This is a genomic window from Methylocaldum gracile (assembly GCF_053646815.1).
In genome coordinates this window covers 1,798,192-1,824,510 of the sequence record NZ_CM132196.1, presented here as the reverse complement: position 1 = coordinate 1,824,510, position 26,319 = coordinate 1,798,192, and the positions used below count along the sequence as shown (strand labels likewise).

Here is a 26,319-nt window from a genome sequence, read left to right as displayed (position 1 = left end):
TGGCGATATAATCGTCCCACTGGCATTCCGACCGGAATCTCTCACATTCCTTCTTCTTCGTTCGAGATGGAGAACGACTATGGCAAAGAAGCAACCCTCAAAGCACGCCGAGGATACTGCGGAGACCAAGAAAAAGCCGGCTTCCGAAAGCGTTAAGAAAGCCGCTGCAGAGCCCACTACCGGTTCCGTGGGCGAGCGCCCGGAATATATTTCAGAAAAGGTTACCGAACCGGCAGAAGGCGCCCGAGAAGGCTTCGGGGAAGCCATCAAGGAAGGCGCAGAACACGCACGTTCGGCTTTTGCCGAACTCATTCCGGAGGTCGGCGGCATGATTCACAAAGGCGTGTATTCGGGTTTCTATTACTTGAGCTATGGCGTGGTTTTCGGCTCATTGATGGTCGCCAACCTGCTTCCCGCGCACAGTGCAATGGAAGAAGGCGTACGCGATGGCGCCGAAGCGGCCAGGAAGGCATTCGAAGGACGGCACGAAGGCGTCCACGACGCTTCGCACACCGAAGCGTCCGACGAGGAAGGTCTGACTACAGCCTGATCGCCCCTATCCTAGAACCGGCCGGTTCGCCGAATGGCCGACGGCGATCTGCCGGCGGCGGGCACCTTCGCTGTTCTAGACTTACCGGCGGGTGGGTATGTCCCAGATTCGCTCCGCATATTCCTCGATGGCGCGATCGCTCGAAAACCAACCGGAAAAAGCGACGTTCAAAATCGCTTTTCGCGTCCACATCTCGGGATCGCGATACAAGCGATCGACTTCCTCCTGGCAAGCGATATACGACTCATAGTCCGCTAACAACGCGAACCTATCTCCCTCTCGAAGCAAAGAGTCGACTAAGGGCTTGAACCGATCGGGCTCGTCCGCCGAGAAATACCCCGTCGAAATCATCTCGAGCGCGAGCTTCAGCTCCTTGTTGGCGTGGTAATAGTTCCAAGGGTTATAGCCGCTTCGGCGCAGTTCGCCGAGCTGCTCGGCGGTATGCCCGAAAATGAAAATATTGTCCTCGCCCACCCGCTCCCGAATCTCGATATTCGCTCCGTCCAAAGTGCCGATGGTGATCGCGCCGTTAACCGCCATCTTCATATTGCCGGTGCCCGACGCTTCCATTCCGGCCGTCGAAATCTGCTCGGACAGCTCTACCGCCGGCATGATTTCCATTGCGCGAGACACGTTGTAGTCGGGGACGAAAACCACTGTCAAAAGGCCATCCATCGCCGGGTCCTGGGCGATCACTTTCGCCACATCGTTGATCAACTTTATGACCAGCTTGGCCGCGTGGTAACCCGGCGCAGCCTTGCCGCCGAAAATGACCGTGCGCGGCACGGCGTCGCCCGCGGACCCGAAACGCAATCGGTTATACCGAGTGATGACATGCAGAACATTGAGCAGTTGGCGCTTGTATTCGTGCATGCGTTTGATTTGTACGTCGAACAGGCTTGTCGGATCGATCCGAATATTCAGGCGTTCATCGATGAGCGCCGCCAAATGCGCCTTATTGGCCGATTTGACCGCTCGAAACCGCGCGCGAAATTCGGCATCGTCCGCCAAAGGCGCAAGTTCTCGTAGCCGCTCCAGATCGGTCACCCAGTGGGGGCCGATGGATTCCGTGATCAGCGCGGCGAGACCTCGATTGGCCTGATTCAGCCAACGCCGCGGCGTGATACCGTTGGTGATGTTCACGAACCGGTCAGGAAAAATTGTCTCGAAATCCCGGAATATCGTGGTTTTCATCAACTGGGTGTGCAACGCGGCCACGCCATTGACTTTGTGGCTGCCGATGATGGCAAGATGGGCCATCCGGAGTCGTCTTCCCCGATCTTCATCTATGATCGAAACCCGACGGAGCAGTCCGGTATCGCCCGGAAACCGCTCACTGACCTCCTTAAGAAAGCGATGATTGATCTCGTAAATGATTTGCAGATGGCGCGGAAGCAGCTCCTCGAACAAACGCACCGACCAGACTTCCAAGGCTTCGGGCAGCAGCGTGTGGTTGGTATAGGAAAAGGTCCGAACGGTAATGTCCCAAGCGTCGTCCCAGGGAACGCGATGCTCATCCACCAAGATACGCATCAATTCGGGAATCGCGACCGATGGGTGGGTGTCGTTGAGTTGAATGGCCACTTCCCGGGGCAATTCGGAAAAATCGCGGTGATCGGTTGAAAAGCTTTTCAGAATGTCCTGCAGCGATGCGCTGACAAAAAAATATTCCTGCTTGAGCCGCAGCTCCCGCCCCATTTGCGTGGTATCGTCCGGATACAGCACCTTGGACAGGTTTTCAGACTGGGTTTTTTCTTCGACCGCCTTGATGTAATTGCCTTCGTTGAAATATTTCAACTCGAAGTCACGGGAAGCCTTCGCCGCCCAAAGGCGCAGGTTATTGACGGTTTCGCCGCCATAGCCCGGAACGGGTATGTCGTAGGCCATGGCCATCACGTCTTCCGTATCGGTCCATCGATATCGCACCAGCCCGTCGACATCCCGATATTCCACGACATGCCCGCGAAACTGCACGCGGTAAAGAACGTCGGGACGGGGGAACTCCCAGGGATTGCCGTAACGCAGCCAGTTTTCCGGATGCTCGATTTGATAGCCGTCCTCTATGCGCTGCGAAAACATCCCGTAGTCGTAACGTATCCCGTAGCCGAATCCCGGAAGCTGGAGCGTGGCGAGGGAATCGAGGTAACATGCCGCAAGACGCCCCAATCCGCCGTTGCCCAAGGCGGCTTCTTCCTCGGTCTCGGCTAGTTCCTCCAGGCTTAGCCCGACATCTTCCAAGACCTGCTTGAATTCGTCATAACATCCGATATTGAGCAAGCTGTTCCCTAGGGCCCGGCCGATCAGAAACTCCATCGACAGGTAATAAACCCGCTTCGCATCCTGCAAATAGTACCGGCGCATGGACTCCATCCAGCGCAGAGTGAGAAGATCCCGTACGACATACGCTAACGCGAAAAACCAATCCCGTTCCTGCGTCTCCACCGGGTCCTTGCCGATGGAGTAAATCAGGCGGTTGACCAGAGCGCGCTTTAGCGAAGGAATGTCTTTGGGATTTAAGAGTTCGTATAGATCTTGAGATACCGTCATCGCCCGTAGGCTCCTTGAGCTCGAATGTTATCCTATCCAATCGGTTTGGACCGGTGCACGACCGGCCCGACGAATTTTTTGACCGCGAGCGGTCTAAGACGTGCTCGCAAAGTGCGTCCACATAAAAATAAGAACGGTTTAGCCCCTCTTTAGTTTACGATCATTCAGCACTCCGGTTACGTCTCATGAATATCCGCTATGTGGCGCCTATCATCTATTGCCTGTTCACTTCGCTCGACCCGGCATACGCCGCCCAGCCGGAAAAACCCTTGGCACCGGGCTACAAGCCGCTGGCCTTCGAATTACCCGCGCCCGGCACCTATGTCTTGCCCGCGCTGGGTGAAGCGTCCAATGGACAGGTCTTGGACAGTACCGGGAACGAGCTGGATTTGCATGGCTTGTACGGCGACAAACTGGTCCTTCTAAGCTTCATCTATTCCACTTGTAGCGATGTCAACGGCTGTCCTCTCGCGACCGCCGTCTTTCACAAGATTCAGCGCCGTCTCGAACAAGAGCCGGAAATCTTCAAGCACTTGCGTCTGATCACCTTGAGTTTCAACCCCCAGCATGACACCCCGGAAGTCATGGCTCACTACGGAAAAGCTTTCGCCAAAGATGCGGACTGGCGCTTTCTGACAACCCGCTCGGAGCAAGAGATTCAGCCGATTCTGACCGCCTACGGTCAATCCATCCAAAAAGATTACGACGCCGATGGGAAATTCCTCGGCACATTCTCCCATGTTCTCCGAGTCTTCCTAATCGATCGGGAAAAGCAAATACGCAATATCTACACAGTCTCTTTTCTGCATCCCGACACGCTAGTGAACGATGTAAAAACACTCCTGGCCGAAAAATCGACGGTCGCGACGCAGCAACCACCCGCCGGCCGTGTCGCTTTTCTCGGCGGCGGCGACAATAAGACGGGTTATGAGGCAGCCGATTTCGCCACCCGGTCCATCGCTCTCGCGGAGCGCTCCGGCCAGCGAACCAACCTGGTCGAATACGCCAAGCGCCCTCCCCTGGGCCTGCCCCCGGTTCCAACGCCGAGGGACAATCCGATGACCCCGGCCAAGGTCGAACTGGGCCGAAAACTGTTCTTCGATCGTCGTCTATCCTTGAACAACACCTTCTCGTGCGCCATGTGCCACATTCCGGAGCAAGGCTTCAGCAGCAACGAGCAGGCGACTGCCGTCGGCATCGAAGGGCGCACGGTACGCCGCAACTCGCCGACGATTTATAACGTGGCTTATCTTAAACGTCTGTTCCATGACGGACGCGAGAGCCGCTTGGAACAGCAAGTCTGGGGGCCTCTGTTGGCCAACAACGAAATGGGGGCTCCTTCGGTCGGTTACGTGGTCGATAAAATTCAGGGCCTCCCCGATTACGCCGGCCTTTTCGAAAAGGCCTTCAAGCGCGGCCCTTCGATGGAAACCATAGGCATGGCTTTAGCTAGCTATGAAAGAACCTTGAACTCGGCCGATTCGCCTTTCGACCGCTGGTATTTCGGAAAGAAAAAAGACGTGCTGCCTGCCGAAGCGCGTCTCGGGTTCGAACTGTTCACCGGCAAGGCCGGTTGCTCCCAGTGCCACACGATCGCCAAGGATCACGCCTTGTTCGCCGATCAGCAGATGCACAATACCGGCATCGGCTTCCGTGCCGCCATGGCCAACGATAAGCCAAAGCAGAAAATCCAAGCGGCACCGGGAGTTACCCTCGAAATCGACGCCGACATCCTCGCCGCCGTCAGCGAGCCCAAACCAAACGATCTCGGCTTTTACGAAATCACCCAAGACCCTAAAGACCGTTGGAAATACCGAACGCCTGCCTTACGCAACATCGCGTTGACCGCGCCGTACATGCACGACGGCTCTCTTTCCACGCTAGAGGAAGTTCTCGAGTTCTACAATCGAGGCGGCGTTCCCAACGAAAATCTCGATCCGCTGATTAAGCCCTTGAACCTCGATCCGACGGAAATCAAGGCTCTTGTCGCATTTCTGCAATCACTAACGGGCAGTAACGTACCGGCCATCGTTTCCGATGCCTTCGCCGCGCCGGTCGGCGATCCTCTGGACAAGCAAGCGCAACGATGACTCAAACAAATGCATAAACGACAGCGGCATAACGCAAAGCCTTGCCTATCGCCATAGCCAGGACCGACCGCCAAAACGGCAGACGCAACCAGCCGGCCGCGAAACAGAATCCGTCCCCGACGACGGGCAGCCACGAAAACAATAAGATCGGAAGACCCCATCTTCGCACCGAGGCTACCGCCTTTTCCTGGCGCGACTTTGCAAGGCGCTCGGCCGGATACTTGATCGCAGTGAAAAATCCCAACACCCAAGTTGTGACAGCCCCTAACGTATTACCGGACGTGGCCGTCAACAGCAACACTTCCGGCGAAAGCTCGGTCTGGCTGACAAGATAGGCAAGCACCGCCTCCGAACCGCCCGGCGCCAAAGTAGCGGATACAAACGCGCTGCCGAAAAGACTCCAAAGAGCAAATGTGCCTGTCAAAACTTCCATTGCCGATTGTTTAAGAAATATTCTGTATAAACGCCAACTTGCTTTTTTCGCGGCCAAAAAATTCAAAATACCGTGACATGGCCAATCGCGAATATTGACAGAAGCGACGTGAAAAAAGTACTATTTCAACTCTAATTTATGGCTACGTAGCTCAGTTGGTTAGAGCACCGCATTCATAATGCGGGTGTCGGCGGTTCAAGTCCGCCCGTAGCTACCACAAATTCAAAAAGGCTTAGGCGTTTCGCCTAAGCCTTTTTATTTTCGGTGTCATCCCCGTCAAAGGATCAAATTCGAACGCTTCCCGCAGAAGATCCGGCGCAAGATGCGCATGGTCATGGTTAGATTGGCGTGGCCGAGGATTCGCTTAAGCGCCAGGATGTTACCACCATTCATCATGAGTTGGCTGGCGACGGTATGGCGGAGAACGTGAGACATCTGCCCTTCGGGAAGTTCAATTTCCGATCTCTCGACGAAAGACCGATGACACTTGACCATACCGCTGTCTCGGTCGGAGATAACGTCCGAACTCGTACACCCTCAGGCTGCGCTTTCGATAGACCTCGCCCAATGCATTGAACGACCCCGGATGATCGACCAACGGATGGAGAGGTGGTTCAAGCGCTCGATGGAGCCGTTGACCCGCGCGACGATTGCGGTGTCGGCGATGAAGAGTTTTTGCAGGGCCTGGAGGTGGCCCATGGCGTCCTGGTAGGCGGCGAGTTTGAGATCGCCGCCCCTTTGCCGTTGGCGTTCGTAGAACCCGAGGGCGTAGTCGCAGAGTTCCCGGATGGCGCTAACTTTGACGGTGACGGTTTGGCCGACGGCTTTTTTGCTGGCGGGTTTCGTCATGGCGTTCTCTCCCCGAATCGATTACAAGAAGCTGTCGGCCTGGAAGGCTTGCGCCCACATCAAAGCGACGTTGACCAAGCTGTGTTTGCCGATGACCTCGGATGGGATATGGCCCCGGTCCACCCAGGCGTCGACGATGCCGATGGGGACGCCGGAGAGCTCGGCATAGCGTTGCCTCGTGATGTAGGCGATCGGGATTTGCAGGGGCGGCACCGAGGGGGTGACTTGACCCAGACGTTCGTCTTCCATACGCTTCCTCTTCAACTGTCGCTTTGTGGCTGCAATGCGTAGTATTGATTTCTGAGATGTTGTCATTATGGCAACTGCCTTAATGGCATCATTTAACTTTCTTATATGGATCTGCAAGAACGATTAAAAGCGCTTATAGATCATGCCGAGTTCACCCCAACGGAACTTGAACGGAAAACGGGCATAGATCGCATGCGATGGAGCAACATCAAGCGGCAACACGTACGCGCTGGCGCACCAGAGATAGAAGCCGTAGGAAACCTTTGGCCGCAGTATGCTTATTGGCTCGTGATCGGCCTCATGCAGCCGGAAGCCGGACACATCAGTCCGGAGATCGAGGAGACCAGAAGAAATCTAAAAGGGGCTGGATAATCGCCGGAAGAGCGCTGATAAGAGGGATCAGGTTAGCCAGCCAAGACTAAATTTTTTCTCCGGCCTTATGTAAGCGAATACTGGCAAAACTTTCCGCTTTTTCTTACTTTAAATTCCGCGATTTTTGACTATCAGTAGAGTTAGCCATCACTTGACGAGAGAGCTATGAACGATAAAGCGGTAGAAGAATTGGCGGCGCGCGTCACTAACGCCGTACAGAAGTCCAGTTTGGCATCCCCGAACAGGTCCAGGTTGGTCCCACTGGCCTTATGGCTTTTAAGGGTTTCCAAAATGGCTTGGGTAGAATGCCGCTCATGCACGAATAGGGGCACGGCACTGAAATCTGTTGCCGTTCGGCCTTTCCTGCCCAGTTCAGAAAGGGCTTGGTGAGGCTCTTGAGCCGGGCCGCACATTGCGATAGCGACGAGAATTTCTCCTGTGTTCCCTCCCACAACTGCGGCTGCGCAAAGACATCGCTTTCCCCCTTTTCTGCCGCTTCGGCCACGAGGTTGAGCAGCCACTCGGCAAAAGGGCGCTCGGCGTTCTCATCCCAGCAGAGCTCCGGAGCGAGGCTGGAATCGTAGCGGTAGGTTTTCGGTGCTTTCTTATTCGGGAATTGTGCTTCGACCCCGACATCAGGTCGTTGGATGCTTTGTTGAGAATGTTGGTAGGCGGCAGAGCTAAGTTTTTCCCCATTACTCATTTACAGTTCCTGTAATTATTCTTCTTGGATTGGTAGGCCCCCTACTGAGGAGACTTACTGAAGATCCTGGTTACGCTTATTTCTTTATAGCTAATTCCAATTCCGTTGGAAGCCCTCCTATATTCTTCTGGCAAGTTTTTACATAGCGCCATGCCTCGGCTTCATTGGGTTTATTCTGGAAACTCCTCCGGCCATTTCCGGGCGCCGTGATAAACAGCCAGAATTTCGATGCAGTCCTGACGCACACGGTAAGGCAGAATGTAAGGGGAATCTCCCATGACAAGTTCCCGCGTCCCAGTGACTCGGCCCCGTCGGCCGAGTCCGGGATTATCTTGCAGAAGCGCAACGCGTTGCCGGATTTCATTCTGAAGCTTACGCGCTGCGTAGGGGTTATCTTGGGCGATATAAAGGTAAATGTCCCGCAAGTCTTGGCGGGCGGGGCCGGTCCAGACGATTTTCACGAACGGTCTTCGAACGCTCTGATTTTTTCTTCAATCAAGGCGTCCATTTCGGACATCACCTCCTCATGCGGGATCACATCGCCGCGATCGGCGGCGGCAATGCCGGCCTCAATCTTTTGGATCTGCCAAGCATGCAGCTCCAGATATTCCTGGATCGCCTGGTTCACCAGGTAATTGCGCGAGCGGTCGAGCTGTGCTGCGAGTTGGTCAAGGCGTTTAACGGTCTCGCCGTCAGTGCGCACAGTAAAGGCTTCGGTCGTCATAATTCACCCTCCCCTATCGGAATGGTTCAACGTGGTTCATAGGTAATCATTCCACGGGGACCACTCTAATTCAAGGGTAGACTCGTCCGCGTGTGAAGAGGGGCATTGGGCGACATTTTGGCGTGAAATACTGGTGGCAAGTGTCGGTTTCAGTTTATGTGCTGGCCAGGTAATCGCGGACCATTTGGATCAACAGCCAGCCGAGCATCAAGAATACCGTGACGAAGACCATTGCGCCGAAGAACTCGATCACTCGCAGGATGCCGACCTACACGAGCATGACGGCGTGATACGGCAGCGGGTCAGGGTGTCAGAGCGGGTCAGGGTGTCAGGCTTTGGTTATTAGCGGGTCAGGGTGTCAGGCTTTGGTTATTTGACTTTCGCCCCCTGCTCAGAGCGTTCGCTTCCGGCCGCGATTCATTTCGTCCAACAGCCGCTCATTGACGCTTCGCGCATGTTCGATGTCCCAGATCCGGATCGCTTCTTCACATTCGAATTCGAACTTTCGATTAAAGAGCGAAGGACATGCTTTTAAGGGTGCTGACGGTTTCCGGAATGCCTTGTCTCAGTAGGGTATCGAGGTAGTCTTCAACCGTTTTTGCCGGGTGTTTTAAGCTCCGCCGGTGGCTTGCGGCGGCTTCCAAAACCTTAGAGGCATCGAGATCGAATAGATCCAAGATGAAGTCATCGGGGTGAATCGCTTCAATGTCGTACTTGGCGAGCTCTCGTGCCGGGAAGTCTTTCAGGTTGAACGTGACAATCAGGCTGGACTGGCTCCGGATCGCGACCGCCAGAACATGGCGGTCATTGGGATCGGGAAGGTCGAGGGTAGGAACCAGGTATTCGTAACCCGTTACCAAGGCGTCCCGGACGTTGCTGTCCATGAGCTGTTTGGTTCGGTTGAGCTGGTCTATGGTGAGATCCGGCCGTTCGGCGATCAGGTTTCGAATCCATTCTTGATGGATTTTTTCGCTCCATTTGGCCCGGTATAGGTCGGTCAACGCAAGCCACATCAAGAAGTCGCGGAGCGGTGCGGGATAAAGCACGCAGGCGTCATATACGACAGCAAAGTTGCTCATTCATCAATAGCCCACCTGATTAGCGATGAACTTCAGCCAAGCGAATTTGCCACTCGGGTCGAGGCTTAGCGAACGCCGCGGCGCGCGCCAGCCGTTGAAGCAGGGTTTTGAGATTGAAACGCCGATTGAAGCGGTATTGGAACTCGGCCAGGTACCGCTGGGCGTATTTCTCGAATTTGAACGCGTGATAGGTGCCGGAAATGGCTGTCTTCAGGTTGCTCAACATCGTATTTACCCAATGGAACTCCGGATGTTGCGCCGACTGCCGCCCAGAGCCCAGGATCAGGCGATGATGGCAAGCGACGACCTGGTGCAGCCTCCGAAACCCGCTCAGGCCATCGGTGAGTGCGTAGGTCGACGGGGCCAAGGCGCGTTTGGCCCAGTCCGCGATAGCCTGCTGCGTGAACGGCAGGGGATCGACGCGCAGGAACAACGGACGCCCGTCGTCCGTGGTTTGTACCGCCATCACAAAGGCCAACTTGTTTTCGGAGCCACGCCCCGGTTTCCCCGGCCGCTCACCGCCCAGGTAGGCATCGTCGATCTCGACCCGCCCGGCCAGCTGCCGATCCGTTTCCCGTTCCGCCATCACCTGGATCAACTTGTGCTTCACCAGCCATGCCGTGCGATAACACACCCCGAGATGGCGCATCAGTTCCAGTGCCGAGACATTGTTCTTGGCCTGGGTCAGGAGATACATGGCCAGAAACCAGGTGGTCAGCGGCAGCTTGGTCGCTTGGAAGATCGTCCCGGCGATCAGCGTCGTTTGGCTCCGGCAGTGTCCGCATTGCCAGTATTTCCGCCCGGTCCGTTCGAACACCGTGTGGCGCGCGCCGCCGCAGACCGGACAGCGGAAACCGTCCGGCCAGCGCAGGGCCTCCAGTGCCGCTTCGCACTGCGCTTCACTGCCGTATTGCGTCAGAAACTCGGCCAACGACAAACCCTTTTGAAATTGCACCCGGTTCATAGGCATGGGACACCCCGCTTGTGATAGATGCCCATAGTCTAAGGACCCTAGCGGCTCACTATGTGAGCCTGTACTGAACTTCGTCGCTAATCAGGATAGCCCATGTTGAGTTCTTGTGCCTGGGCCGCCAGTTCTTCTAATGTCTTCCGCCGTTCCTGGTCGATGCGTGTTTTGTAATTGACGACATCCTGATACCGCACTCGGCGGTGTTTTCCAACTTTGTGATAAGGGATCGTTCCCTCATCCAGGAGTTTTATGAGGTAAGGGCGGGAGACATTGAGGATGTCGGCCGCTTCTTGAGTCGTCAGTTCGGCATGTACCGGAATTAAGCTGACGGCATTGCCTTGCGCCATTTCGGAGAGAATGTCAATCAGGAGCCGGAAAGCAGCGGTGGGAATTTTTACCGCTTCATGCTCCCCTTTTTGATCAATCACTCGTATGGCTTGCGCTTCTTCTTTGGTCTTTAAGTACAAGGACAATTGCCGGCTACTTTCCTTGGCAAGCGTTACTTCGGACTCGGTTGGAAGTTCCGGTTTTACGTTCGCGTTCATGGCAGTTTCATTAATCAGCTTCAGTATTCAGTGCTCAGTGCTCAGTGCTCAGTGCTCAGTGCTCAGTGCTCAGTGCTCAGTGCTCAGTGCTCAGTGCTCAGTGCTCAGTGCTCAGTGCTCAGTGCTCAGTGCTCAGTGCTCAGTGCTCAGTGCTCAGTGCTCAGTGCTCAGTGCTCAGTGCTCAGTGCTCAGTGCTCAGTGCTCAGTGTCATGATGACATCTATTCGAAATATTCGCAACATTCGAAATATTCGAATCACAGTTTAAGAGGGATATATCCGAGAATGGGAAGGAGAATGGGAAGGAGTCAGGCTTTCGTTGTTTGACTTGTGCCTGTGGTCAGAATGTTCGTTTCTTACTACGCTTCATGCTGGCCGACGACCACCCATTACAGTCAACAATCCGTGGAAAAGTGGTATAAACCAGTTTTAGATAATACGGACGTCAAGCCAAGATGGAATGAATTTGTGGCATGCAGTTGAGATCGAAGAGGCCTAGGGGCGGAGTTTAAGAAAACAGGGCAGAGGCGTTGAAATGATTACCGTGAACCTTCCGAACAATCTTGAAACCCGATTGGACGAGCTGGCCAAGAAGGCCGGGAAGACCAAGGAAGCTTGCGCCGAGGAAGCCATCGTGGAATACGTCCAACAGATCGAAAAAAAACTGGGCACGACCGATACGAGACGCCGAAAGCTCCTGAACTTCCTGAACGATCTTAACCGTTCTCCCAGGAAGCCGAGATCGGCCCGAGAAATCGAGGAAACCATTCAAGAGGAACGCGATGCTTGGGATTAGCCGTGCTCGTTTACCTCGATAGCTGTATCGTCATTTACCTGATCGAGAAACATCCCGAGTTTTACCAGTCCCTTCACGATGTTTTCCGATCGACCGAAGCGGATTTTTGCATCTCGCCTTTAGTGAAGCTGGAATGCTTAACTGGCGCTTTTAAACGGAACGATCCGTCTCTCGTTTCAGACTTTGAGACGTTTTTCGACTCGGCAATCACGCTTCCAATGCCTGAATCCGTGTTCTTGAATGCCGCAAGGCTCAGAACGTCCTTCAATCTGAAAACGCCGGACGCCCTGCATCTGGCGACCGCCGAACTACATAAATGCGACGAATTGTGGACAAACGATGATCGGCTAACCAAAGTCTCCACAATTCGAGTTGTCAACAAAACGTCAACGCCATAGCCGCTTAATGCTCCTTTAAAGCTACCCCAACCCTTCTTAGAGGCTATCCCAGTAGGCTCAAGAAACCCTTCGACCGGCCTGTCCTGAGCGGAGTCGAAGGGCTCAGGGCGAACGGCCTACTGGGATAGGCTCTTAAGCGCTTGTTTTGCGTGGCTTTAGATTGCTTTGCGTCGCATCGCAACGCTTTCATAATGCGGGTTTCGGCGGTTCAAGTCCGTCCGTAGCTCTCAAAATCAAAGACTTATGGCAGCTCTGAATCGGCTGCCGTAATTTTGCCGGAATCACGCTCTTTTCACGAGCGTGACCTCAGGCCTCTTCTCCTCGCCGCACAGCAGTTCCACGCACTCGATCAACCGCGCGATTTCCACACGGCTGTAATGCGTGGTGATCCGCCCGACATGATGACTGAGCGAGTCCTGCCGGTCTTCCAAGCTGCCCCCCGCGGCACGCAAAGGCATCCCGAAGGTATGCCGAAGATCATGGACCGGCACCGGCTGAAGGCCCGCCGCTTCCCGCGCTTTCCGCCAGGCCTTGTCGTTCATCCTCGACACCTTTTGGCCGTCGAGATCGAACACCCGCTCCGAGCCGTTGCCCCGCCCTGAGGCGACGATCGAGCGCGCCACCGTATTGAGCGGCACAATCCGTTCGCGGCCATGTTTGGTTTCCGTTTCGGGGATGACGAATACCGTGGTGTGCAACCCCTTGACGTCATGCTCCCAGTCCCAGCGCAGCCCGTAAATCTCCTGATCCCTTAAGCCGGTGTGAAGGGCAAACAGCGTCCTCGGGATCTTTTGCATTCAACACCCCCGTCTCCTTATTGGAAACTTTGGTTTCCGCGTTTTCCACCTTAATCCACCTTAGAGCATTTTCATACCGACTGTACGGGCACTCGCGAGTAGGTCGGGAATCCCTTCCCAATCGCAAACGGTGTCTCCGGGAGCGCCGGAGCCACCCTTCCAATCGCAAACGGTGTCTCCGGGAGCGCCGGAGCCACCCTTCCAATCGCAAACGGTCATCCGGGGAGCGCCGAAGCCCCCCTTCCCGACGCCACGTCCCGGCCGAGCGTCTTCGTCGGAAGGGTCGCGACTAAAGCGACCGTTTGCGATTGGGAAAGGATTGCCGACCTACGAATGCTTGAATCAATTCATCCGAACCGAGGCGCAGTTGGCGATGGCTCGCGAGGTCGTACGGTGTGCCTCCGTGCATGTTCTCTGGCAGCGTCACCGAGCAGTAACACTCCGCCCCTAAGGTTGGTGGTTTCGTGTGCCGCCGCCTGTCAGCTCCTCGAGCGAATCGGGTGCGCGGCACGCGGTGCGACTTCACTCAACGACTTCAGGAGAACAAATCCCGTGAAAACAAATGCCTGGAAAATTGTCATGCCTTTCGCCCAAGCCTCCGCCCTGACCGCCGCAGTCGTGGCCACCGGCGTTCAGGCAACGGAACTCACCGGTTTTGCAATGCTGCCGGCCAACACGTTTGCCGTCGGCCCGACTTCCGGACAATTCGCCGGTGCAGGAGCTGGTGGCAACAGCCTGCCGTTGGTCGACAGGCAGCCGGTCCAGGGTTTTTCGGCCGTTCTGAGGGGCCCGACCGGCAGTTCCTTCTACGTGATGACGGACAACGGTTTCGGTGCCAAGACCAATTCCGCCGACACCCTGCTGCGCCTTTACGCCATGCGGCCCGACTTCAAGACGTGGAACGGTCGATCTGTGGTTGGCAGCGGCAAGGTAAGCCCGGCCGAGTTCGAAACCGGCAAGAAGCTGAGGGCCTTCACCAGCAAGAGCTTTATCAGTTTGAACGACCCGGACCACAAGATTGGGTTTGACATCGTCGCCGGCATGGCGAACTACCCCAATGGCGCGAACGACATCCCCGTTGACTCGAGCATTCAAGCAAATCGACTGTTGACCGGCTCGGATCTCGACATCGAAGCGGTACGTAAGGACAAGAACGGCAATTTGTGGTTCGGAGAAGAATTCGGCCCGTTCCTGGTGAAAACCGACCACAAGGGCAAGGTTCTACGCAGCGAGATCGCCACCCCCAACATCCTTCCGCCTGGCTCCTCGGCCACCGGTCCAGACGTCATGTCGCCCCAGAACCCTTATCTCGGGGCAGGTATTCCTAACCTCGGCACCTCCCGTGGCTTCGAGGGCATGGCGATCAATCCGGCCGGCGACAAGCTCTACACGCTGCTGGAAGGCACCGTGACGGGCGATCCGGTTAAGACGCTGCGAATCAACGAATTCGACATCGATACGGAAAGCTACACGGGGAACAATTGGCTGTATCAGCTCGAAGCGGAAGGGACCAACATCGGCGACATGACCGCGATCAACGATCATCAGTTCATCGTCATCGAGCGTAACGGCGGCACCGCGACCAACGGCACGCCGTTCAAGAAGCTCTACCTGGCTGACATGGCAAGCGTCGCCAACGGCGGTTTGGTAAAGAAGACAGAACTGGTGGATCTGATGAACATCCCCGATCCGCACGACTTGAACGGCGACGGCAGCACCACCTTCACCTTTCCGTTCGTGACCATCGAGGACGTGTTGATCCTGAACCCAACCACCCTCCTGGTGATGAACGACAACAACTATCCTGGCACCGGAGGACGGGATTCGAATTCGGACAATAACGAGTTCATCAAAATCAAGCTGGATCACCCTTTGGACTTTCGCGGCCGCCGTCAGCATTAAGGCCCGATTTGCGCCTCAGCGATAGGGATTAGCACCGACGCGCCGGGGGCATCCGGCAGTCCCGGCCTAAAACCCAGCGATTCGCCTTGTCGGGCGTTGGGTTTTTGCCGCGATCCGACGCTATCTGCGATCTCCGGCTTGCCAACGGAGCGCCGAAGCCGCCCTTCCCGACGGTGCAGTTGGGCCAACGGATTCGTCGGCAAAGGCTTGCCGACCTACGAATGCTTGAATCCATTCACCCGAGCCGAAGGCGCCAACGACGTCCGCCAAGCACGTTTTGTCGTACGAGCGGGATGAAAACGCTCTAGCCGACACCATCCGAAACATCGAATCAGACTCGGTACAGATCGCTAAAGAACAGCCGACATGGCGCTTAGAGAACTCAAATCCATTGTTGCTTTCCTGTTGATCTTCGCCGGGCTTCAATGGCTTTACGGCCTTGGGCGCGGAACGGCCGTAGAGCGCCTGCTCATCGACATGCTGACGGTCCGGCCGAGCGTGGCACTGATCAACCTCATTACCCCCGGCGAAAACGTAAGGGCAGTGGGCCACAGCCTGGTGTCGCCCCATGCTCGGCTCAACGTGCTTAACGGTTGCGAAGGTATCGAAACGTTTTTCCTGCTGCTGGCCGCGATTCTGATCCATCGCACCTCCTGGCGGCACAAGCTGAGTGGCGCCGTCCTGGGCGTTGTGTTCGTCCATGGTCTTAATCAGGCGCGCATCGTGACGCTGTTCTACGCCTTTCGCTACGACAAGTCCCTGTTCAGCCTGCTCCACGGTTACATGCTGCCGGTGGTGTTGATTCTGCTGACGAGCCTGTTTTTCCTGGCCTGGGCCGTAGCCTGTAAAAAGGCTGCCAATGGATCGACTCTGCATGCTTAAGACCGGCGGGACCTTGGTTGTCGCTTACACGGTCTTGCTGGCTCTGTCGGTTTATCTGGGCGACGATTACACCCGGTTCTGGTTTCCGGAGTATCGGTGGGTGCTGAGCTGGGCGCTGCCCGAATTCGAAGTCGAAGATTTGACCCTGGCGATCGTTCAGGGCGATACGGTGGTCCGGGCCAAACTCACGGCGATCCATGTCTTCTACCTGGGGGACCGGGAAGTTCCCAGGGGAACCGAAATCGTTTGCTCGACGTTGGCCGGGCACGCCGTACTTCATCCCCTGCTCATGATTCCCTTGTGGCTGGCATGGCCGGGATTCTCGCCAGTCGGTAGGCTCGCCGTCCCCATCCTGGCGCTGCCCGGATGGGCGGCGATCGAGGCGCTGGATATTCCGTTGATACTGGCGGGAAGCGCCTGGGATCTGCTGCTGTTTCAGTTGGCCCCCAACGAGTTGCCGCACTCGCCCATAGTCGCCTGGATGCACTTCATGAACGGCGGCGGGAGATCGGCCCTGTCCCTCGCCATCGGAATGCTGACGCTGGTCGCAAGCCAAACGATATTACGGTTTCGCCTACGGGTGAGGGAGCGTTTCATCAAGTTTTTACCTTAGGACGTTAAGGTTTTGGCACTGCGTGTAAACCAAAACGGACGTGGGCATGAAATCTCGATTTCCTAACCAAGCACAGACGCCGAGAAACATCGGAACCTATTGGGCTGTCGTATTGATCGCCTGGCTGAGCATGCAACAGATCATGGGGGCTGCCGCACTCCCGGTGTCGCAATCCGCCAGCGAGTCGAAAGCCCCGCCCGATGTCCTCGCTCGGCTGGAGGCGGGAGCGCCGCAGGATCTGATCGTGTTGTTCGACGATACCGCCATCGAGAAGGAAGCAGCCGATCTTCGCGCCCAAAAGGGGCTAGGCTACGACGACGCGTCTATCCTGGCCTTCAAATCGGGCCGTTACCGTACTCTGAAGCAACGGGCCTTGGCGGCGCCCGGCGCTGCGGAGCGCGAGTTGCTGCGGGATTATGAGCATCTGCCCATGGCATTCCTGCGGTTTCGGACGGCGGGGGCCTTGCGAGCATTGTTGTCGCGTCCCGAAGTCAAAGCGGTCTATCCCGACCTCGTACTCCACCACAAGCTGAACGAGAGTCTGCCCCTGATCCATCAATCGATACCCATGGGCTCCGGTCGAAACGGTGCGAATACCACCGTCGCCGTGCTCGATACGGGCGTCGATTACACCCATTCCGCTTTCGGCTCCTGCACGGCACCGGGCGCTCCTTCAGGCTGCAAGGTGGTGGCGGCAGTGGATATCGCGGCCGACGATAATAACCGAGACGACAACGGCCACGGCAGCAACGTGGCGGGGATCGCGCTGGGCGTTGCGCCCGGAGCGAAAATTGCGGCCCTGGACGTGTTCACCGGCTCGACCGCCTTCGGCAGCGACGTCATCGCTGGAATCGACTGGGCCATCGCGAACCGGTCGGCCTACAATATCGTCGCCATCAACATGAGCCTGGGCGCCGACACGAAGTTCACCAGTCCGTGCAGCCAGCTCTCCGGAGCGAACGGCAATCCGTTCCGGACGCCCATCGCCAATGCCCGGGGCGCCGGCATTCTCACCGTGGCGGCCGCCGGCAACGAGGCATACCTGGACGGGCTGCCCATGCCGGCGTGCACGCCCGAGGCGGTCTCGGTGGGCGCGGTGTACGACGCGAACCAGGGCCAAAAAGCCTGGTCCGTCTGCACCGACGCGACTACCGAAGCGGACAAGGTGACCTGCTTCTCCAATACGGCGTCTTTTCTGACCTTGCTGGCGCCGGGCGCAATGATCAGCGCCGCCGGCTGGATCGCCGGCGGAACATCGCAGGCCACGCCTCATGCTGCGGGCGCGGTGGCCGTGCTGCGTGCGGCATTCCCTTCGGAGACGCTGGATCAGACCGTCGCCCGCCTGACCGGGAACGGCATCGCGGTCACCGACACCCGGCCTGCGGCTCCCATCACCAAGCCACGCATAGACTTCACGGGCCTTTTTCCGGCCCCCGCCAACGACCGCTTCGCGAACCGCATCGCGCTGAGCGGCGCTTCGGGGCAAACCAACGGCTCGAACGAGTTCGCGAGCAAGGAGGCCGGGGAGCCCAATCACGCCGGGAACGCCGGCGGAAAATCCGTCTGGTGGACATGGACCTCGCCCGGCTCGGGCCAACTGGCGCTGGATACCTCGGGCAGCGCCGTCGATACCCTGCTGGCCGTCTACACCGGAACGGCGGTCAACGGCTTGGCGGCAAAAGCTTCCAGCGACGACAGCGGCGGGCCTCAGAGCCAGGTCGGTTTGGCCGTGCAGCCCGGAACGACCTACCAGATCGCCGTGGACGGCAAAAACGGCGCCTATGGCACCATCGTCCTCCACTGGAATTTCATCGAGAACGCCGCGGATCTCTCGGTCATCTTGTCCGACAATCCGGATCCCGTTCTTCAAGGGGGCGAACTGGTTTATTCCGCCACCGTGACCAACCAAGGTCCCGCTGTGGCGGCCGGAACGAGCCTGACCGACACACTTCCGGCCGGCGCGAGTTTCCTCTCGGCGTCTCCCGGCTGTTCCCACCTGGCAGGTACGGTCACCTGCAACCTCGGCGACATCCCGTCCGGCGGTTCCGCCAACGCAACGATCAGCGTGCGGGCCGATGCCGCGGGTTCCATTCAGAATACTATCCAAGCCGCTTCCGCCACGCCGGACGGGAATCCGGCCAATGATGCGGCCTCGGCCGACACCACGGTGACTGCCGCCGCCGATCTTGCGGTCACCGTGAACGATAGTCCCGACCCGGTCGCTGTGGGTAATCAGCTCGCTTATCAGATCACCGTCATCAACTCGGGTCCCGCGGATGCTCAAGGCGTCACGGTGACTGACGCGCTTCCCTCGGGTGCGGTTTTTCTATCCGCCTCGGCCAACTGTACGCACAGCACTGGGGTCGTAAGCTGCGATCTGGGTCCATTGACGAATGGCGGAGCCGGCACCGCTTTCATCAACGTTCAGCCCGTCGCCGCCGGCAGCCTGGTCAATTCCGTCAGCCTGAGCAGTCCGACAGCCGATCCGAATTCCGCAAACAACAGCGCCGGCGCGTCGACCACGGTCAATGACGCTTTCCCGCCTGAATCCGGCAACGACGGCGATATTCCCACGCTACCCCAATGGGGCATGGTGGTCATGGGCGCGATGCTCTGGCTTGGTCGCCTCGTGACGAAACGGATTATTCCATAAGGAATCTCTGATTAAGTCCTTCGACAGGCCTGTCCTGAACCAATCTCCGAACGGGCTTCCGTTTCGGAAACTGTCACGTGACCTTCAAACGGCGGTCACAAACGGCCGTTACCGTGTCTTCGCTCTACGGGACCGGCAGATTTTCCGTTGAAAGCCCCCGTGATCGATTTCTCCGAAACAAAATTCCAAAAGGACAACAACATGATGCGCAAGGTATTGACCGGCGCGGTGCTTGCGGCGCTGGGCCCTGCCGCGTACGCCGCGACGCCGGTTTTCATCAATGAAATCCACTACGACAACGCCGGGACGGACGCTGGCGAAGCCATCGAGATCGCGGGGCCGGCCGGCACCAATCTGAGCGGCTGGAAAATCGTCCGCTACAACGGCAACGGCGGCGGCACGTACGCCACGCCCGCCGCGACCACGTCCGAAACCCTTTCCGGGACGATTCCGGACCTGGGCGGTACCGGCTACGGCGTGATCACGATCGCTTACAACCAGGACGGATTGCAGAACGGCGCCCCGGACGGCATCGCCCTGGTGGATGCGTCCAATCAAATCGTTCAGTTTCTGAGTTACGAGGGCATGTTCACCGCCACCAACGGGCTTGCCAACGGCCTCACCAGCACCGATATCGGCGTCAGCGAAAGCAGTTCCACACCGGTCGGCGGATCCTTGCAGCTTACCGGAAACGGCATTTTCTACGAGGACTTCACTTGGGTAGCTTCTTCCGGTAACACCTTCGGTGCGCTCAATGCCGGGCAGTCTTTCGCTTCCGCTCCGCCCCCGCCATCCTCCGTCAGCCTGATCAGTACGGTGCAGGGCACCGGCCTGTCCAGTCCCGTCGTAGGTGCGGCCGTGACGGTGGAGGCCGTTGTTGTGGGCGACTTCCAGGGCGCGACCGAGTTGAGCGGCTTCTTCGTTCAGGAGGAGCCGGCGGATTACGATGCCGATCCCGCTTCGTCCGAAGGCTTGTTCGTCAACTCCACTATCGCCGTCGATCCGGGCGATTGGGTGCGGGTGACCGGAACCGTGACCGAAACCAACGGCCTGACGACGCTGAACGCCTCCTCGGTAACCGTACTCGCCAGCGGAAACCCGCTGCCGGCGGCGACGCCCGTAACCCTGCCCTTCGACGGATCGGCCACCGACCGGGAGCGCTACGAAGGCATGCTGATCAACTTGCCCCAGAGCTTGACCGTCACCGAAAACTTCCAGCTGGGCCGCTTCGGCCAGATCGTGGTGTCCTCGGACGGTCGCCTTCGGAATCCGACGCACGTCGCTTTGCCTGGCGCGGCGGCGAATGCGGTGGCGGCGGCCAACGACCTGAATCGGTTGTTCGTGGATGACGGCTCCAACGCCCAGAATCCCGACCCGGTGATTTTCCCGGCTCCCGGCTTGAGCGCCGGCAACACGCTACGGAGCGGCGACACGCTGACCGGCGCGACCGGGGTGATGAGCTACGCCTTCGGTGCTTTCCGCCTGTTGCCCACGGCGGAACCCCTGTTCGTGGCGGACAATCCGCGCCCCGCGGTTCCGCCCGCGTTGCCCGGCATCGGATCGCTCCGCATTGCCAGTTTCAACGTGCTGAACTACTTCAACGGCGACGGCTTCGGCGGCGGATTCCCGACGGCCCGCGGCGCCGAGAACCCGGCCGAGTTCACCCGCCAGAAGGACAAGATCGTCCCCGCCATCCACGGCCTGAACGCCGACGTGATCGGCCTCATGGAAATCGAGAACGACGACGATGCTTATCCGGCGATCCGGGATCTGGTGGACAGCCTCAACGTCTATGCCGGGTCCTCTCAGTACGCCTTCATCGACACCGGTATCGTCGGCACCGACGAGATCCGCGTGGCGCTGATCTACAAGCCGGCGAAAGTGAGCCCGGTCGGGTCGTTCGCGATTCTGGACTCCTCGGTCGATCCCGATTTCATCGACACCAAGAATCGGCCCGCGCTGGCCCAGACCTTCCTGGACAAGCTGTCCAACAAGAAGCTGACGGTGGTCGTGAATCACTTGAAGTCCAAAGGCTCGGCTTGCACCGACGTGGGAGACCCGGACGTGGGCGACGAGCAGGGAAACTGCAACCTGACCCGGACCGGGGCTGCCCAGGCCCTGGCCGACTGGCTGGCGGCGGATCCCACCGGGAGCGGCAACACCGATGCCCTGGTCATCGGCGATCTGAATGCCTACGCCAAGGAAGATCCCATCCGGACCCTGGAACAGAACGGCTTTACCAATCAGGTCGCGGCTTTCCTTGGCGAGGACGCGTATTCGTACGTGTTCGACGGCGAAGCAGGCTATCTGGATCATGCCCTGTCCAGTTTGACGCTCACTTATCAGGTCAAGGGCGTCGCGGAATGGCACATCAACGCGGACGAGCCAATCGCGCTCGACTACAACACCGACTTCAAGACGCCGGATCAGGTCACCAGCTTCTACAGTGCCGATCCGCATCGTTCGTCGGACCACGATCCGGTCGTGGTGGAAGTGCTGGTGCCGGGCGATCTCGACAAGGACGGCGACGTCGACGTAGCGGACCAGAACCGCTTCCGCTCCGCCTTGGGCAAGTGTTCGGGCCAATCCGGCTACTTGGCGGAGGCTAACTACGACGGCGTCGGCTGCGTGACCTATGCCGACTACCAGCGCTGGTATGGCCACTACGCTGCCTATCGTGTCAAGGCAGGCCTTTAAACAGCGATCGGCCGCCCCGTTGCAACGAGGCGGCCCTTTACCCCTAACTGGAGATAAACGATGTTGATTTTTAAAGCCCGCCTCGCAATTGCCATTCTGGGGCTATTGGCCGTGGCCCCTTCCCACTCGGCCGTGGTGTCGCTCAATTTGGTCGGGAATGCCCCCGTGCTGGTTGGCGACAGCTTCAGTATCGATTTAACGTTGACTCAGCCCTTCGATGGGTTGGACGCTTCCGATGAATTGCTGGCGTTCGGATTCGACACGGTGCTGAACGGTACCGCCGCTCAGTTCACCGGCGTCACGTATTCGCCGTCCTTCAGCGATGACAGCGGCCTGGTCAAACTGGATTTGGCGGGATCGGCCTTCCCCGGCATTGCCAACACTCCGGCCAACCAAACGCTGACGCTGGCGACGCTCAATTTCCAGGCGTTGTACGCCGGAAATATTGATCTGGGCGTGTTGGGCAATCCGTCCGAACCCAATCAAGGATTGTTCTTCAGCCTCTCGGGGCCGCTCGCCGCCAATGCCGGTCTGTCCTTGAGCATTCAGTCCAGCGCGGTTCCCGTACCGGCCGCCTTTTGGCTGTTCGCCAGCGGGATCTCGGGGCTGGTGGTGCGGAGTGCATGCCGAAAAAGTTGTACGATCGGCGCACTCAGTCTACGAAGATAGCCGTTGGGCCAACGGGTTTGTCGGCAAAGGATTGCCGACCTACGAATGCTTGAATCCATTCACCCGAGCCGAAGGCGCCAACGACTTCCGCCAAGCCTGTTTTGCCGTACGAGCGAGATGAAAACGCTCTAAGTCTACGAAGATAGGCTTTGATCCCAGCCGTTGCCAAAGCTAACCCGTCCCAATTCGCTCGGCTCTTCGTGTGGACGTGGGCCGGTACGGCTGGCGGAAACGTGATCAGGCTCCGAACCAAGGCCGGGGACCAAGCGGGACCTGATCCGCCGATTCGACCTGGCGTATCGGCAGAGTGCCTTCGGTCTATCGCCATCCGCTGCCGCCGCGCCGCTTCCAGCACGAATGGTTTCCCCTCGCTGGCTCATCTCATCACCTGCGCACGAAGCTCGGCCTTGAACGGCTGTCTCGGTAATTTCGCCATCTCGTTCCACCACCAATCACCGGATTTACGCGATTGATGGTGTCCACTTTTTTGAGCCTGGCTCACTGGCTCATGGAGAGGGAGACTGGACAGAATCCACCTAATCGGTCTCCGACGAGTCATTTGTCATAAATTGATTACATAGATTTAACCAATCATTAACTGACGTGTAACAGTCTCGGCTTAATTTGACCGGGTATTTCGAAAAAATGAGCAAGGAGGCTTAGGTCGGTTACCGGTCACGTCAAGCTGTAGGACCAGCTGAACGTGTTTGCCGAAGAGCCACACCCGCCGTGAGGCGGGGCCGGAAAGCCACGGGTCTCGCGTTTGTCGAGATCGCCGGGCCGCCTCCCGAGTGATGGGGAGGACCGTGGCACCGCTCACCACCTGTGGGCAGAATCACGGACATCACTGTGAGTTCAACGTCAACACAGTGAAAAGGTAATTCGGATGAAACCAAGTAAGATCATTTCGGCGCTCGCTTTGACGGGCGTCGGATTCTCAAGTACTGCCGGTGCGGCAACCTTGCCGAACTGGGTGGGTACCGCGGACTACACCGTCGTGGGCGGTTCGGCCGGCGAAGCGGTCGGTCCCTTCGATACTTACGACTTCGCGGCGGGCGACGGCGGTCTGGCATTGCTCGTACCGGACACGATCGCCAATCCCTCCCAAATTACGGTGGGAGACATCTATTCAGGCGTGTACCAGTCTTACGTCACCAACCATCAGTTGGGCACCTCCACGGTGAGCAACCCCAAACTGAACGTCTCTTACGAGTTGACCACCCAGTCGGCTTTCCAAACACAAGTCACGAACGCGCAGAATCTGGGCAACGGGCTGTGGACCATCAACTTCCAGGTGTTGAGTGGCTCGCTGGACCTGTTTTTCGACAGCGCCGTCAATCGCGACGTAACCGGTGACACGGGCATCACGGACGGCACCAATATTCTTAAGGGATCGGTGACGGGCGGAACCGGGGTCGTCACGGTAAGCACCCAGTTTCCTTCCGGTCTTGGCGTAACCTCGAGCGAATTTACCTTCGTCGGAAACACCAGTTTCTATGATTCGGCGGTATACGATCCCGATACCATCGGCGGCGGCCAGTCGTTGTTCTCCCTGTTCGTCAGAAACCCCACCGCACCTCCCGCCATCTCTTCCGTCGGCGGCATACCGGTTACATCGACGAGCATTCTCTACCAGGCGGATGGATCGCTCACGCTGACGGCGGTACCGGTTCCAGCGGCCTTCTGGCTGCTCGCTAGTGCCTTGGCCGGCATGAGCGTCATCTCTCGCCGTTCCAGCAAATTGGCTGCGTGAGCCTCGCATGGCAAGCCCATTTGGTGAATGGGCGAGGATTCGGTGCAAATCTGCTTCGCTGACTGCGGAAGCAGACGGCGCGGCCGAACGTCACAACCGGGCCGGCGCTTATCCCGGTCCGGTTCCTCGAGCCGACCGCCAGCCGGAACGGCCGAGGCCAGTGCTGCAATTATCATCCTCATGACGCAGCGTCGCTAAAAGTCCGCGACAACTCTTGAGGAACTTCACCCTCGGGCTCGAACACTGCGCGCGAGCCAGTTCGGCGCCGGCGAGCCCCCTCCGGCGCAGGGCTTCCAACAAGAGCTAGCCGACACCCGTTGTTTGTCCTCGGTGGCGGCAAAGTGGGTTTGTGCTGCTTGGCGCCAGGGAGCCGCGAGATCATCGGCGGCGTCGAAGTCCGGGATGAGCCGATCCGGCGGCGCGCCACGTGCGCGAACAGTTCACGTTGTCCGGTACCATGGATCACGGCGGAATCTCCTCAAAAATTCAATGTCAGCAGTTGAATTTTAAGGGCTTTTCGATTCCGCCCACCCTCCTTTCATGAACTATGCAGGCTTGGGACCTCACGCAACAAAACCCCGCCGGAGGCTTCGATTTCTCGCTCCCGCTCGCTCGGTGATCGGGTTTACAGCGCCCCTTACAATCCCTTGCAGTTGGCGTAATAGGTCACCGTCGCGGCCCAGTCGGCGAAGACGCCACGAATACCCACATCCTTCGCCAGCACGTCGAGCACTTTCATTACGTCGCCCTCGCGTTTGATGGCGGAATCGATGGTCTGAAAATAGAACCCATTATTACCGTCGGCGAGAATTCCGGAGCGCTCCAGTGTCCAGGTGATGATATCCAGGTCCGCGGCCTTGGCGTTCCTGGCGTATTCCGAGGGCACGATGTTGCCGCCGGCGTCCAGGTCCAACAAAGCAAACGTCGGCGGCGCCACGATATTGATGCCCATGGTCTTATAGCTTGCCAAGGTGGCAGCATCGGGCAGATCGGCGACCGTTTCGGCATCGTCCAGATACACGGCCTGCTTGCCGAAGGCGGGTTCGTAGCGGACCCAATAGAGCACGTCGTCGATGCTGAAAGACTGAGGGAAGACCTTTTTCGGGGAAACGCGCGCTTCCTTATACTCGTCGATCATTTTCTGGGCGAAATCCTCCTGGGAAAAGCCGTCGAAAGGCATGGCCACGCTAGGGCTCTTCAGTTCGGGAGTCATCTTCACGCCCAGTTTCTTGAAAAGCTCGATGCTTTCCCTATGCGTAAGCAGGGTGCCGCTGGTCGGGCCGGCGTAGAGATCCGTGCGGAAATTCGCCGTGCCGCCGAGATATTCGTCCACGGTTCTAGCGCGGGGGTTTGACGCATCCATCTTGCCGCGAAGGGTTTTGAACTCGGCCAGGGTGATGTCGCTGGTGCGGCATTCCGCCGTGGCGCGCGTGAGGAGATTGCCGCTGGCATCGAAGGTGGCCGGCGAGAACGGCTTCGTGCACTTGGCGGCCAGCTCGGGGATGGCAAGGATATTCGTAGTCGTGTGAAGATCGTTCTGCGCATGACGACACACCAATTCCTTATCCTTGGTGAAGGTCACGTCGCATTCCAGAATGCCGGCGCCCATGCGGGCCGCGGCTTCGTAGGATTCCTTGGTGTGTTCGGGAAATTGCAGAGCGGCGCCGCGGTGACCGATCGAGAAATCGGTCTTTTTGAAGGGACCTTTCGCACATCTCCGAAGCTCGTTTTTGAGTTCGCCGTCTTCCATATCGTTAACCAGGAAAAACGGCCGAGGCCCCAACTGCACGCTTTGGCTATTATCGGACGCCGACGCGGTGGCGAAGAGACCGGGAAATACTGCCGTCATTGCCGCACAGGCAATCATGATCAATCGTGGACGCATCTATCACTCCTGTTGTTCTGGTTTAGTGAAGGTGGGTTGAGCCCATTCGGCCCAGTACAGACCGTACACGCCATTTGTGCCATCAATGTGACTGAACGGTTTAGGTCTCGTGACAGTTGAGCGGGTTTTCGGAGTTTCCGAGAGCGCTACAGCGGCCCTGATCA

25 protein-coding genes, 1 tRNA gene and 1 riboswitch are annotated in these 26,319 nt (G+C 57.8%); of the genes, 13 read left to right on the top strand and 13 right to left on the bottom strand.

Translation table 11 applies throughout. From position 1 onward, the window contains the following. Positions 1-79 precede the first annotated feature (79 nt). A complete protein-coding gene (locus ACWJJK_RS07985) occupies positions 80-550 on the top strand; it encodes a hypothetical protein (RefSeq protein WP_077730423.1) in 471 nt (156 codons plus the stop codon). An 81-nt stretch (positions 551-631) separates the two neighbouring features. Here ACWJJK_RS07985 and ACWJJK_RS07980 read toward each other — a convergent pair whose 3' ends face one another. Next, a complete protein-coding gene (locus tag ACWJJK_RS07980) occupies positions 632-3,097 on the bottom strand; it encodes a glycogen/starch/alpha-glucan phosphorylase (protein ID WP_086134396.1) in 2,466 nt (821 codons plus the stop codon). Between the two features lie 185 nt (positions 3,098-3,282). Here ACWJJK_RS07980 and ACWJJK_RS07975 point away from each other — a divergent pair, with 185 nt between their 5' ends. Further along, positions 3,283-5,187: a cytochrome c peroxidase gene (locus ACWJJK_RS07975; protein ID WP_434113231.1), complete on the top strand. Its 1,905-nt coding sequence runs from the start codon at positions 3,283-3,285 to the stop codon at positions 5,185-5,187. 1 nt (position 5,188) lies between these two features. Here the strand turns inward: ACWJJK_RS07975 and ACWJJK_RS07970 are convergent, their stop codons facing one another. After that, positions 5,189-5,677: a YqaA family protein gene (locus ACWJJK_RS07970; protein WP_348529962.1), complete on the bottom strand. Its 489-nt coding sequence runs from the start codon at positions 5,675-5,677 to the stop codon at positions 5,189-5,191. Positions 5,678-5,760: 83 nt separating this feature from the next. Between ACWJJK_RS07970 and ACWJJK_RS07965 the strand changes: the two genes are divergently transcribed. After that, a tRNA-Met gene (locus tag ACWJJK_RS07965) sits at positions 5,761-5,837 on the top strand. A gap of 59 nt (positions 5,838-5,896) precedes the next feature. Here the strand turns inward: ACWJJK_RS07965 and ACWJJK_RS07960 are convergent. Genes ACWJJK_RS07960 through ACWJJK_RS07950 form a run of 3 tightly spaced genes read right to left on the bottom strand, consistent with a single transcriptional unit; the run spans position 5,897 to position 6,718 of the window. Continuing rightward, positions 5,897-6,115: a tyrosine-type recombinase/integrase gene (locus ACWJJK_RS07960; protein ID WP_434113234.1), complete on the bottom strand. Its 219-nt coding sequence runs from the start codon at positions 6,113-6,115 to the stop codon at positions 5,897-5,899. A 42-nt stretch (positions 6,116-6,157) separates the two neighbouring features. Then, positions 6,158-6,469, bottom strand: a complete 312-nt coding sequence (locus ACWJJK_RS07955) for a hypothetical protein (RefSeq protein ID WP_156881987.1) — start codon at positions 6,467-6,469, stop codon at positions 6,158-6,160. A gap of 21 nt (positions 6,470-6,490) precedes the next feature. Next, entirely contained in the window at positions 6,491-6,718 is a 228-nt protein-coding gene (locus ACWJJK_RS07950) for a hypothetical protein (protein ID WP_156881988.1), read from the bottom strand. A 105-nt stretch (positions 6,719-6,823) separates the two neighbouring features. Between ACWJJK_RS07950 and ACWJJK_RS07945 the strand changes: the two genes are divergently transcribed. Then, positions 6,824-7,090, top strand: coding sequence for a DNA-binding protein (locus tag ACWJJK_RS07945; RefSeq protein ID WP_156881989.1), 267 nt, complete (start codon positions 6,824-6,826; stop codon positions 7,088-7,090). Between the two features lie 205 nt (positions 7,091-7,295). On the opposite strand, the gene ACWJJK_RS07940 is transcribed toward ACWJJK_RS07945, so the two are convergent. From ACWJJK_RS07940 to ACWJJK_RS07915, 6 genes are all read right to left on the bottom strand, one after another. Further along, positions 7,296-7,793, bottom strand: a complete 498-nt coding sequence (locus ACWJJK_RS07940; RefSeq protein WP_434113237.1) for a hypothetical protein — start codon at positions 7,791-7,793, stop codon at positions 7,296-7,298. 170 nt (positions 7,794-7,963) lie between these two features. Continuing rightward, on the bottom strand, positions 7,964-8,254 hold the full coding sequence (locus ACWJJK_RS07935) for a type II toxin-antitoxin system RelE/ParE family toxin (RefSeq protein WP_077732360.1): 291 nt from the start codon (positions 8,252-8,254) through the stop codon (positions 7,964-7,966). After that, on the bottom strand, positions 8,251-8,517 hold the full coding sequence (locus ACWJJK_RS07930) for a CopG family ribbon-helix-helix protein (protein ID WP_077732361.1): 267 nt from the start codon (positions 8,515-8,517) through the stop codon (positions 8,251-8,253). The genes ACWJJK_RS07935 and ACWJJK_RS07930 overlap by 4 nt, the downstream gene beginning before the upstream one ends. Before the next feature lie 509 nt (positions 8,518-9,026). Further along, a complete protein-coding gene (locus ACWJJK_RS07925) occupies positions 9,027-9,596 on the bottom strand; it encodes a PIN domain-containing protein (protein ID WP_156881990.1) in 570 nt (189 codons plus the stop codon). A gap of 19 nt (positions 9,597-9,615) precedes the next feature. Then, positions 9,616-10,566, bottom strand: a complete 951-nt coding sequence (locus ACWJJK_RS07920; protein WP_156882071.1) for an IS1595 family transposase — start codon at positions 10,564-10,566, stop codon at positions 9,616-9,618. An 80-nt stretch (positions 10,567-10,646) separates the two neighbouring features. Further along, positions 10,647-11,111 carry a helix-turn-helix domain-containing protein gene (locus ACWJJK_RS07915; protein WP_156881619.1) on the bottom strand — a complete coding sequence of 155 codons (465 nt, stop codon included), beginning with the start codon at positions 11,109-11,111 and terminating at the stop codon, positions 10,647-10,649. 534 nt (positions 11,112-11,645) lie between these two features. Here ACWJJK_RS07915 and ACWJJK_RS07910 point away from each other — a divergent pair. Continuing rightward, entirely contained in the window at positions 11,646-11,906 is a 261-nt protein-coding gene (locus ACWJJK_RS07910) for a ribbon-helix-helix protein, CopG family (protein ID WP_077732364.1), read from the top strand. Next, positions 11,897-12,304 (top strand): type II toxin-antitoxin system VapC family toxin, encoded by a 408-nt coding sequence (locus ACWJJK_RS07905; RefSeq protein ID WP_156881620.1) that lies wholly within the window; start codon positions 11,897-11,899, stop codon positions 12,302-12,304. The genes ACWJJK_RS07910 and ACWJJK_RS07905 overlap by 10 nt, the downstream gene beginning before the upstream one ends. A gap of 281 nt (positions 12,305-12,585) precedes the next feature. On the opposite strand, the gene ACWJJK_RS07900 is transcribed toward ACWJJK_RS07905, so the two are convergent. After that, positions 12,586-13,101 carry a tyrosine-type recombinase/integrase gene (locus ACWJJK_RS07900; protein WP_156881621.1) on the bottom strand — a complete coding sequence of 172 codons (516 nt, stop codon included), beginning with the start codon at positions 13,099-13,101 and terminating at the stop codon, positions 12,586-12,588. A gap of 618 nt (positions 13,102-13,719) precedes the next feature. Here ACWJJK_RS07900 and ACWJJK_RS07895 point away from each other — a divergent pair. From ACWJJK_RS07895 to pepA, 7 genes are all read left to right on the top strand, one after another. After that, positions 13,720-15,003, top strand: coding sequence for an esterase-like activity of phytase family protein (locus tag ACWJJK_RS07895; RefSeq protein WP_434113240.1), 1,284 nt, complete (start codon positions 13,720-13,722; stop codon positions 15,001-15,003). Positions 15,004-15,369: 366 nt separating this feature from the next. After that, positions 15,370-15,885: an archaeosortase/exosortase family protein gene (locus ACWJJK_RS07890; protein WP_077732368.1), complete on the top strand. Its 516-nt coding sequence runs from the start codon at positions 15,370-15,372 to the stop codon at positions 15,883-15,885. After that, positions 15,878-16,498 carry a hypothetical protein gene (locus ACWJJK_RS07885; RefSeq protein WP_077732369.1) on the top strand — a complete coding sequence of 207 codons (621 nt, stop codon included), beginning with the start codon at positions 15,878-15,880 and terminating at the stop codon, positions 16,496-16,498. Before ACWJJK_RS07890 ends, ACWJJK_RS07885 begins: the two co-directional genes overlap by 8 nt. Positions 16,499-16,544: 46 nt before the next feature. After that, the gene (locus ACWJJK_RS07880; protein ID WP_156881622.1) at positions 16,545-19,151 is read left to right on the top strand and encodes a S8 family serine peptidase; all 2,607 of its coding nucleotides are present in this window, start codon (positions 16,545-16,547) and stop codon (positions 19,149-19,151) included. 159 nt (positions 19,152-19,310) lie between these two features. Next, positions 19,311-21,848: an ExeM/NucH family extracellular endonuclease gene (locus ACWJJK_RS07875; protein WP_454128847.1), complete on the top strand. Its 2,538-nt coding sequence runs from the start codon at positions 19,311-19,313 to the stop codon at positions 21,846-21,848. A 60-nt stretch (positions 21,849-21,908) separates the two neighbouring features. After that, entirely contained in the window at positions 21,909-22,517 is a 609-nt protein-coding gene (locus tag ACWJJK_RS07870; RefSeq protein ID WP_434113246.1) for a hypothetical protein, read from the top strand. Between the two features lie 707 nt (positions 22,518-23,224). Next, a riboswitch (cyclic di-GMP riboswitch) is annotated at positions 23,225-23,305 on the top strand. A 98-nt stretch (positions 23,306-23,403) separates the two neighbouring features. Further along, entirely contained in the window at positions 23,404-24,270 is an 867-nt protein-coding gene (pepA, locus tag ACWJJK_RS07865) for a flocculation-associated PEP-CTERM protein PepA (protein WP_086133270.1), read from the top strand. Between the two features lie 637 nt (positions 24,271-24,907). On the opposite strand, the gene ACWJJK_RS07860 is transcribed toward pepA, so the two are convergent. Continuing rightward, positions 24,908-26,155: a glycerophosphodiester phosphodiesterase family protein gene (locus tag ACWJJK_RS07860; RefSeq protein ID WP_077732373.1), complete on the bottom strand. Its 1,248-nt coding sequence runs from the start codon at positions 26,153-26,155 to the stop codon at positions 24,908-24,910. Between the last annotated feature and the right edge of the window lie 164 nt (positions 26,156-26,319).